Below are 8,683 nucleotides of genomic sequence, written 5' to 3'. Positions count from 1 at the left end.
AGCTTTGACCGAAGGGAATCCAGACGGACTTTTGGGCTTAGCAAAAGAAAGTAACCCGGCCGCGTTAGCGGACGGAAGCTCTGCTCTTGCTGTGGCATCTCGAGAAGCAAGGTCAAACGCCAAGAGCTTCCGCCACTAAAGCGGCGGGTTACTTTCTTTTGTCATAAGCAACAAAAGAAAGGTAACCAAAGAAAAATGCTTTTCTTTGAATCACAAGCCCGCACGTTCGCTGCCAACGCAGGGATTTTTCATACGGGACATCCATGTCCCGATGAAAAACGGCGCGCATCCTTGCGCGCCGCCCTCCGGGTCTTCGATTGCCTTCGCTAGTGCTACACGTCGCACAGCAACAACAACAGCAAAATCTTCACAACAACGACAATGACAACGACAACAGCGCGCAGCGGCTTTAGGGGGCGGCGCCCGACTGGATTTCCTGCGGCACAAGCCGCGACTGCGTAGCTACCGGTTGCGTCGCGATCCGCAAGCGCCTGCGCGCATCGCGGATATTGCCCCGCTTCTGCGACTCGCGGCTGCTTGCCGCACGCTTGTTGCAGCTTGACGAAATAAGGGCATTCCACTTCGTCATTACTGTGCTTGCCGTCGCGTAATCGCAGCGTCACAGGCCGCACCCATCCTGCGCGCAGTTCGTACAGGGGGAGTGCGCGCCATGTCGCGTGCCGTTGTGTTGCCGCTCGTGTTGTTCTTGTTCGCATCGTTGTCCGCGATTGCGTTTCCCGCCCGTGCCCAGGACGCCGAACGCGTCCGTATCCACGGTTCTCAAACGCTCGGTCATGTGCTGGTGCCGAGCCTGGCCGAGGCCTGGCTGCGCGACATCGGCTACTCCAGCATTCGCACCCGCCGGCCGCGCCCGGCTTTGACCGAAATCCACGCCAGTCGCGACGGCCAGCCGCTGATCGTCGAGATCGCCGGCAGCGATTCGGCGCAGGGCTTCACCGATCTGGTCGAAGGGCAGGCGCAGATCGCGATGATGGCGCGACGGCCGAACGCAGCCGAACTCGATGCCGGTTGGCAGCTCGGCGACCTCGGTTCGCAGGACCAGGAGTTCGTGGTCGCGCTCGACGGCGTCGCGGTCGTGGTCAATCGCCGCAATCCGGTCGTGCGCCTCGACTTCGCCCAGTTGCGCCGCTTGTTCGCCGGCCAGTCGCGCGACTGGCGCGAATTCGGCGGCGGCCAGGGCGAGGTACGGCTGCATCTCGATCCCGGCGCCGGTGCAGTGCGCGACCTGATGAACGACCGGGTCATGCTCGGCACGGCGTTCGGCGAAGCGCAGCGCCATCGCAACGCACGCGAATTGATCGCGGCGGTCGCGGCCGATCCCTTGGCGATCGGCCTGATCCCGATCGGCGAGCACTACGGCGCCGACACCAAGCCGGTGGCGATCGCCGACGGCGGGCGCGCGGTCGCGCCGACCCGCACCGAGGTGCTGAGCGAGGACTATCCCTTGAGCCGGCGCTTGTATCTCTACGGCGGCCAGATGATGGGCGCGTTGAGCCGCAGCTTCGCCTTGTATGCGATGACCCGCGCCGGTCAGCGCGCGGTCGCGCGCAGCGGCCATCTCGCGGTGACCCTGGTGCCGGGACGCGAGCGGCCGGTGTCGGCCGGCCCGGCGGAGTATCGCGAACTGGTCGGCCGCGCGGTACGTCTGCCGTTGAGCCTGCGCTTCAACTTCGGTGGGCCCGGCGAAAGCGGCGTCGCCGCGAACGTGTTCGACAGCCGTGCGGTGCGCGATCTGGATCGCCTGCGCAGCTTCATGGCGCTGCCGCCGAATCGCGGCCGGCGATTGTTGGTGGTCGGATTCGCCGACGCCAGTGCCGGTTCGACGATGGCGGCGATGATGATGAGCAACGACCGCGCCGACCTGGTCGCCCAGGAGTTGATGTCGCGCGGCCTGCGGGTCGAGCAGGCGCGCGGCATGGGCACGGCCCTGCCGCTGGCGGCTGCGCAGCCGGGCGGTGCGCGCAACCCGATCGCCCGCGATGCCGGTTCGCGCTATCGCAACGAGCGGGTCGAGGTGTGGCTGCTCTGAGCAGCAGTGAGTTACTAGGGGCGAGTAGTGAGTAAGAGCGAAGCCGGCTTTGGCTCCTGCTCGTTCCTCACTACTACTTACTCTCTACTCGTTTTACTTGCCCAGCTTCGCCACCAGCGCCTTCAGTGCGCTCTGCGTGTCCGGCGAATACCAGGCATCGACGAAACGGTCGAGCTCGATGTGCTCCGGACGCAGGGCTTCGACCAGGTCGGCGCGGGCGAGCTGGCGGGTGTGCAGCATCGCGCTGCGCGGCAGGCTCAGCAGTTGCTCCAGCCAAACCCGGCCACGCTGGGCGACGTTTTCGATCTCGACCAATTCATCGACCAGGCCGATCTGCAGGGCGGTGTCGGCATCAACCATCTCGCCGCCGACCAGCAGGCGTTCGGCGCGATAAGCGCCGACCACGCGCCGCATCAGACGCTGGATGCCTTCGGGTGCGACCAGGCCCACCTGGGTTTCGTTGAGGCCGATGCGGTACGGGCCCGAGGCCATGATGCGGTAGTCGCAGCACAGGGCGAGCACGCAACCGCCGGCCGGCGCATGGCCGCCCAAGGCCGCGACCACCGGCAGCGGCGCCGCGGCGAGGGTGCGGGCGAGGCCGAAGAAGGCCTGCCACGCCAGCAGCAGGTGATCGCGCTGGTCGCCGAGCGAGAGCAGATACGGCACGTCGAGGCCGGCCGAGAACACCTTCGGCCCGCCGCTGAGGACGATGCCGTGGGCGCCGTGGTGCACGGCCTGTTCGATGGCTTCGCGCGTTTCGTTGCACAACTGCGGGTTGAGGGCGTTGACCGGCGCGCGCGCCAGGCGGATTTCGACGATGTCGCCGTGGGTCTGGGTTTCTACGAAGCTCATGGTTTGACGTCCTGGGGCCAGCGATAGCGCACGGTGTAGGTCAGCTTGGTTTCGCCGCCGGCGGGCACGGCCACTTCGAACTGGGCGTGGCGCGCGTCCTTCTTCTTCGACGGCAGGCTGGACGACACGATCTCCCAATCGGTCCAGCGCGGCAAGGGTTCGATCACCCGAACCGTGGCCTCGTGCTTCTTTGCGTTCTTGATCGTCACCGCGAACGATTCGGTGATGGTGCGTCCGGTACGGTCGAGCTGGAAACCGCTCGCTTCGCGGGTGCTGCTGAGGTCGAAGACCTTGCCGAGTTGCAGGCGGATCTCGGCGCCCTGCGGCGTGTGCGCGAGTTGCGATTCGCCGAGGAAATCCTTGCCGTCGAAGGCGCGCACGCGTCCGGCCGGCAGCGGCAGGCCGAGGCCGGAGGCCTTGTCGTTCTTGAACTCGACCTTGGACATCACCGGCACGTCGCCGGTCTGGCCCTGGAAGTTCGGATCGATCAACGGCGTCGGCGGGCGCCAGTCGTTGTCGCCGGCCTCGATCGCGTAGATGCGTTCGCAGGCGACCGCGCCGTTGCGCGGGAACAGGGCGATGCGTTCGGTGCTGCCGCTGCCGAGGGTGACCGGCTGCGGCAGATCGTAGGCGTGGTACTCGCCGGCGGCGCGCTCGACCGGCATCGCCGCATCGGCGGCCTGGGCGATCGGCGCGGCCGCGAAGCGTTCGGCGTGGCCGCCCATGACGCCGATTTCCTCGCGACGGGTGCGATTGGGCTCGCCGGCGACCAGACTCAATCGGGTCTGGTTGAAGCCCGAGCCGGAACGATTGGCGACCAGCGCGGCGCCGTCGAGCGCGAGCTTGCAGCCCTGGCCCGGGGTCAAGGTGGCGAGGTACTCGGCGCGCCAGGCCATGCCGCCCATCGGATACGACAGCACGAAGTCGGCGTCGCCGGCCTTGTCGGCGTTGACCGTCCACTGCAAGGCCGATTCGCGCGGCAGCAGGTTGTCGTTGTCGACCAGACTGAAGCTGTCGTAGCTGCGGATCACCTTGATGCGGCCGTCGTCGAGCGCGAGGGTCAGGCCGTCGCCGGCCGACAACAGCAGGCCGCTGTCGGTCTGCTTGGCGCCGCCGGCGGTGTGTTCGACCGTGACCTTGCGGCCGATCGCCACGCCGACCACGTTCTGCGCACCCGAGACCGGGGCGATGTAGCGTTGTCCGACGATCGCGATGCCGTTGCTGCGCGGCTGCAGTACCGCGGCCTCGGTGTCCATCGACGGGGGCAGGGACTTGCTGGACAGCGCATTGCGGCCGCTCTTTAGCGCGTAGCGCAGAGGGCGTTCGACCAGGGCGTAACCGGGCATGCCGACATTGGGTGCGCGCGCGTTGGCCAGCGCCTCGTAGTCGCCGCTGTAGACGGTGAGCCGGCTTTCGCCGCCGGGCGCATCGCTGGCGGGGGCTTCGGCAGGAGCCTCGGACCCTGCGGCGGGGCCGGCCGAAGGTTTGTCGGCGTCGCCGGTCGGTGCGCCGGAACAGGCGGCCAATGAACAGGCCAGGGCGAGCAGGCTGAGCGGATGCTTCATCGTCAACTCCTTCATGGTCAACTCCTCCACAGGCGGGAGGTATCATAGGCCGATGAACGTATCTGGCATCCGAACGGGGTTGACGCTCGCCGCCATGCTGGCCGCGGCGTCGGTATTTCAGGCCGGCGCGCAAGGCCGCGCCGTGCAACAAGCCAAGGCACCCGCGGGCAAGGCCTGCGCGGCGCAGGTCCGCGACGGTTGGGTGCGGATGCCGCCGATGCAGATGCCGATGATGGCCGGCTTCGGCCGCATCGAGAATCGCTGCTCGGTGCCGGTGACCATCGTCTCCGCCAAGAGCGCGGCGTTCGCCGATGTGTCCCTGCACGAGACCCGTATCGTCGACGGCGTCAGCAAGATGCGCGCGGTGCCCGAACTGCGCATCGCCCCGGACGGTTCGGCCCAGCTCAAGCCGGGCGGCCTGCATTTGATGTTGATGCAGCCGCACAAGCCGCTCAAGGAAGGCAGTCGCGTCGCGGTCGAGTTCGCGCTCAAGGACGGCGGTTCGCTGTTCGGCGAGTTCGAGGTGCGTAAGGCCGCGCCCTGAGTTCTTCCGGTCTTTCCCCTGCAGGAGCGGCGTAAGCCGCGAGCGCGAAACCGCGCTTGCGTCGGCGCCGCCAGGACGATGTCGCGGCTTGCGCCGCTCCTACCCTGAAGCAACGGCCCATGCAGGATCCGAATGCGACGACGTAATGGCGTCGCTTCGAACGACGATCAGATAATCGTCAAGCCGTGCAGGCCGCGCGCACCGGCTCCGGCAGCGCGGCCGGTTGGCCGGTTTCGCGGTGGATCCACACCAGCACGACGTTGCCGTCGCAATACACCGCCGAGGTATCGGTCGCGCCGACGATGCGGTGGCCGATGCTGAGGCTGGTGTTGCCGAGGCGCTCGACGAACAGTTCGATGTCGAGCTCGTTCGGCCATTCGATCGGGCGGCGATAGTTGAGATGCGCCGCCGCGACCACCGGGGCGACGTGTTCGTCCATGCCGTGGCCGGGCAGGGTCACCATCCAACGCAGGCGCGCTTCCTCGAGGTAGCTGAGGAACTTCGAGTTGTTGACGTGGTTGAAGGCGTCCAGGTCGCGCCAGCGCACCGACAGGGGCACCCGGATCAGCGCCGGCGGCGTTGCCGGCACGGTCACCGCGACCTGCGCTGCGGCAGCCTCGGCGGTATTGCTCGAAACGGTCGCGAGGTCCGCGGCCGGAGCCGCGGCGGCCTTGCGGCTGCGCGGCGCACGCTTGCGCGGCGCCGCTTTCTTGCCGCCCGCGGGCGGCTGCTGGGTATCGGTCATGCGGCGGATTTCTTCTTGGCGCGCGATGCGGTCGCAGTGGTGACGGGCTTTTTCGCCGCCGGCTTCTTCTTCGCCGCGTCCGCCTTCGGCGTGCCGAGCAGGGGGGCAAGGAAGTGGCCGGTATGCGAATGCGGCAGCGCGGCGATCTGCTCCGGCGTGCCGGTGGCGAGGATGGTGCCGCCGCGATGGCCGCCTTCCGGGCCCAGGTCGATGACCCAGTCCGCGGTCTTGATCACGTCGAGGTTGTGTTCGATCACCACCACGGTGTTGCCGTCGTCGCGCAGGCGGTGCAGGACCACCAGCAGATGCTCGATGTCGTGGAAGTGCAGGCCAGTGGTCGGCTCGTCGAGGATGTACAGGGTGCGGCCGGTGTCGCGCCGCGATAATTCCTTCGACAGCTTGACGCGCTGCGCTTCGCCGCCCGACAAGGTGGTCGCGCTCTGGCCGAGCTTGATGTAGCTCAAGCCGACGTCCATCAGCGTTTCCAGTTTGCGCGCGATGGTCGGCACCGCTTCGAACAGGTTCAGCGCCGCTTCGACCGTCATCGACAGCACGTCGTTGATGTTGTAGCCCTTGTACAGGACTTCCAAAGTCTCGCGGTTGTAGCGCTTGCCGTGACAGACGTCGCAAGGCACGTAGACGTCGGGCAGGAAGTGCATCTCGACCTTGATCAGGCCGTCGCCCTGGCAGGCCTCGCAGCGTCCGCCGCGCACGTTGAAGCTGAAACGGCCCGGCGAGTAACCGCGAGCGCGCGCTTCCGGCACCTGCGCGAACAGCTCGCGCAACGGCGTGAACAGGCCGGTGTAGGTGGCCGGGTTCGAACGCGGGGTGCGGCCGATCGGCGACTGGTCGATGTCGACGACCTTGTCGAACAACTCCATGTTCTCGATCGAACGATACGGCGCCGGCGTCTGCGAGGCGCCGTTGAGTTCGTTGGCGGCGAGCACGTACAAGGTGTCGTTGATCAGGGTCGACTTGCCCGAGCCGGATACGCCGGTGACGCAGGTCAACAGGCCCGAGGGGATGTCGAGGTCGACATCCTTGAGGTTGTTGCCGGTGGCACCGCGCAGATGCAGCATCGCCTTCGGATTCGGCTTGTGGCGGTTCTTGGGGATCTCGATCTTGCGCTTGCCGCTGAGGTACTGGCCGGTCAGCGAACGCGGCGCCTTCAGCACGTCGGCGAACTGCCCCTGGGCCACGACTTCGCCGCCGTGCACGCCGGCGCCGGGGCCGATGTCGACGATGTAGTCGGCCAGGCGGATCGCGTCTTCGTCGTGTTCGACCACGATCACCGTGTTGCCGAGATCGCGCAGCCGGGTCAGGGTGCTGAGCAGGCGTTCGTTGTCGCGTTGGTGCAGGCCGATCGAGGGTTCGTCGAGCACGTACATCACCCCGACCAGGCCGGCGCCGATCTGGCTGGCCAGACGGATGCGCTGGGCCTCGCCGCCCGACAGCGAATCGGCCTTGCGTTCGAGGGTCAGGTAATCCAGGCCGACGTCGACCAGGAAGCGCAGGCGATCGACGATCTCTTTGACGATCTTGACCGCGATCTCGCCGCGCCAGCCCGGCAGCTCCAGGGTCTTGAAGAACTGCAAGGCTTCGTCGACCGGCAACACCACCAGTTCCGGCAAGGGGCGTTCGGCGACGAACACGTTGCGCGCGGCGCGGTTGAGGCGCGCGCCGCCGCAGTCGGGGCAGGGGCGCTGGCTGATGTACTTGGCCAGTTCCTCGCGCACCGCGGCCGACTCGGTTTCGCGGTAACGGCGCTCCAGGTTCGGCACGATGCCTTCGAAGCGATGCTTGCGCTGGCTGCGGCCGCCGTTCTCGGTAAGGTAGGTGAAGCTGATCAGCTCATCGCCGCTGCCGTACAGCACCGCCTTCTGCACCGTCGCCGACAGCGACTGCCAGGGCGCATCGACGTTGAATTTGTAGTGCTTGGCCAGCGACTGGATCAACTGGAAGTAATAGGCGTTGCGGCGGTCCCAGCCGCGCACCGCGCCGGCCGACAGCGACAGCTCCGGATGCACGACCACGCGCGCCGGATCGAAGAACTCGGCGACGCCGAGGCCGTCGCAGGTCGGGCAGGCGCCGACCGGCGAGTTGAACGAGAACAAACGCGGTTCCAGCTCGGGCAGCGAGTAATCGCAAACCGGGCAGCTGTACTTCGAGGAGAACAGCAGCGGCGCGGCATCGGCCTTGTCCAGCGAATACACCTGGGCCATGCCGTCGCCGAGCTTGAGCGCGGTCTCGAAGGATTCGGCCAGGCGCTGCTTGATGTCATCGCGCGGGCGGAAGCGGTCGACCACCGCTTCGATGGTGTGCTTGACCCGCAGCGCCAGCGGCGGCACCGCGTCGATTTCGTACAGCTCGCCGTCGACGCGCACGCGCACGAAGCCCTGCGCACGCAGTTGCTCGAACACCTGGGCATGCTCGCCCTTGCGCTCGCGGATCACCGGTGCCAGCAGCATGTAGCGCTGCTCGGGGTCCAGCGCCAGCGCCTGGTCGACCATCTGGCTGACGGTCTGCGCTTCGAGCGGGTAGTGGTGGTCGGGGCAACGCGGCGCGCCGACTCTTGCGTACAGCAGACGCAGGTAGTCGTAGACCTCGGTGATCGTGCCGACGGTCGAACGCGGGTTGTGCGAGGTCGATTTCTGCTCGATCGAGATCGCCGGCGACAGGCCTTCGATGTGGTCGACATCGGGCTTTTCCATGACCGACAGGAACTGCCGGGCATAGGCCGACAGCGATTCGACGTAGCGTCGCTGGCCTTCGGCGTAGATCGTGTCGAAGGCCAGCGAGGATTTACCGGAACCGGACAAGCCGGTGATCACGATCAGCTTGTCGCGCGGCAGATCGAGATCGATGTTCTTGAGGTTGTGCGTCCGCGCGCCGCGGATGCGGATGTAGTCCAGCGCCATCGGGTGCCT

At 66.9% G+C, this 8,683-nt stretch carries 7 protein-coding genes; 2 read left to right on the top strand and 5 right to left on the bottom strand.

The window, feature by feature from the left end; all coding sequences use genetic code 11:
- Window positions 1-332 precede the first annotated feature (332 nt).
- On the bottom strand, window positions 333-623 hold the full coding sequence (locus ACTJJK_RS02380; protein WP_440729368.1) for a hypothetical protein: 291 nt from the start codon (window positions 621-623) through the stop codon (window positions 333-335).
- A 47-nt stretch (window positions 624-670) separates the two neighbouring features.
- Here ACTJJK_RS02380 and ACTJJK_RS02375 point away from each other — a divergent pair, with 47 nt between their 5' ends.
- Window positions 671-2,050: a substrate-binding domain-containing protein gene (locus ACTJJK_RS02375; RefSeq protein WP_440729367.1), complete on the top strand. Its 1,380-nt coding sequence runs from the start codon at window positions 671-673 to the stop codon at window positions 2,048-2,050.
- A 93-nt stretch (window positions 2,051-2,143) separates the two neighbouring features.
- On the opposite strand, the gene ACTJJK_RS02370 is transcribed toward ACTJJK_RS02375, so the two are convergent.
- A complete protein-coding gene (locus ACTJJK_RS02370) occupies window positions 2,144-2,902 on the bottom strand; it encodes an enoyl-CoA hydratase/isomerase family protein (RefSeq protein WP_223619365.1) in 759 nt (252 codons plus the stop codon).
- Complete coding sequence (locus ACTJJK_RS02365) at window positions 2,899-4,482, bottom strand: DUF4139 domain-containing protein (protein WP_440729366.1); 1,584 nt, start codon at window positions 4,480-4,482, stop codon at window positions 2,899-2,901. The genes ACTJJK_RS02370 and ACTJJK_RS02365 overlap by 4 nt, the downstream gene beginning before the upstream one ends.
- Window positions 4,483-4,561: 79 nt before the next feature.
- Here ACTJJK_RS02365 and ACTJJK_RS02360 point away from each other — a divergent pair, with 79 nt between their 5' ends.
- On the top strand, window positions 4,562-5,011 hold the full coding sequence (locus ACTJJK_RS02360) for a copper chaperone PCu(A)C (RefSeq protein WP_031371917.1): 450 nt from the start codon (window positions 4,562-4,564) through the stop codon (window positions 5,009-5,011).
- Window positions 5,012-5,189: 178 nt separating this feature from the next.
- On the opposite strand, the gene ACTJJK_RS02355 is transcribed toward ACTJJK_RS02360, so the two are convergent.
- Together ACTJJK_RS02355 and uvrA are read right to left on the bottom strand one after the other, a co-directional pair.
- The gene (locus tag ACTJJK_RS02355; protein WP_031371916.1) at window positions 5,190-5,600 is read right to left on the bottom strand and encodes an acyl-CoA thioesterase; all 411 of its coding nucleotides are present in this window, start codon (window positions 5,598-5,600) and stop codon (window positions 5,190-5,192) included.
- A gap of 152 nt (window positions 5,601-5,752) precedes the next feature.
- Window positions 5,753-8,674 (bottom strand): excinuclease ABC subunit UvrA, encoded by a 2,922-nt coding sequence (gene uvrA, locus ACTJJK_RS02350; RefSeq protein WP_440729365.1) that lies wholly within the window; start codon window positions 8,672-8,674, stop codon window positions 5,753-5,755.
- Window positions 8,675-8,683 lie beyond the last annotated feature (9 nt).

Source organism: Lysobacter sp. 22409 (genome assembly GCF_052045105.1).
In the GTDB taxonomy this organism is placed as follows: Bacteria; Pseudomonadota; Gammaproteobacteria; order Xanthomonadales; family Xanthomonadaceae; genus Lysobacter; species Lysobacter antibioticus_B.
This window is presented reverse-complemented; position numbering and strand designations above follow the sequence as displayed.

Bases quoted from the DNA above. Each gene is read 5' to 3' on its own strand.
- ACTJJK_RS02365 (WP_440729366.1), bottom strand. From the start codon at position 4,482: ATGAAGGAGTTGACGATGAAGCATCCGCTCAGCCTGCTCGCCCTGGCC.
- ACTJJK_RS02375 (WP_440729367.1), top strand. From the start codon at position 671: ATGTCGCGTGCCGTTGTGTTGCCGCTCGTGTTGTTCTTGTTCGCATCG.
- ACTJJK_RS02370 (WP_223619365.1), bottom strand. From the start codon at position 2,902: ATGAGCTTCGTAGAAACCCAGACCCACGGCGACATCGTCGAAATCCGC.
- ACTJJK_RS02360 (WP_031371917.1), top strand. From the start codon at position 4,562: ATGCTGGCCGCGGCGTCGGTATTTCAGGCCGGCGCGCAAGGCCGCGCC.
- uvrA (WP_440729365.1), bottom strand. From the start codon at position 8,674: ATGGCGCTGGACTACATCCGCATCCGCGGCGCGCGGACGCACAACCTC.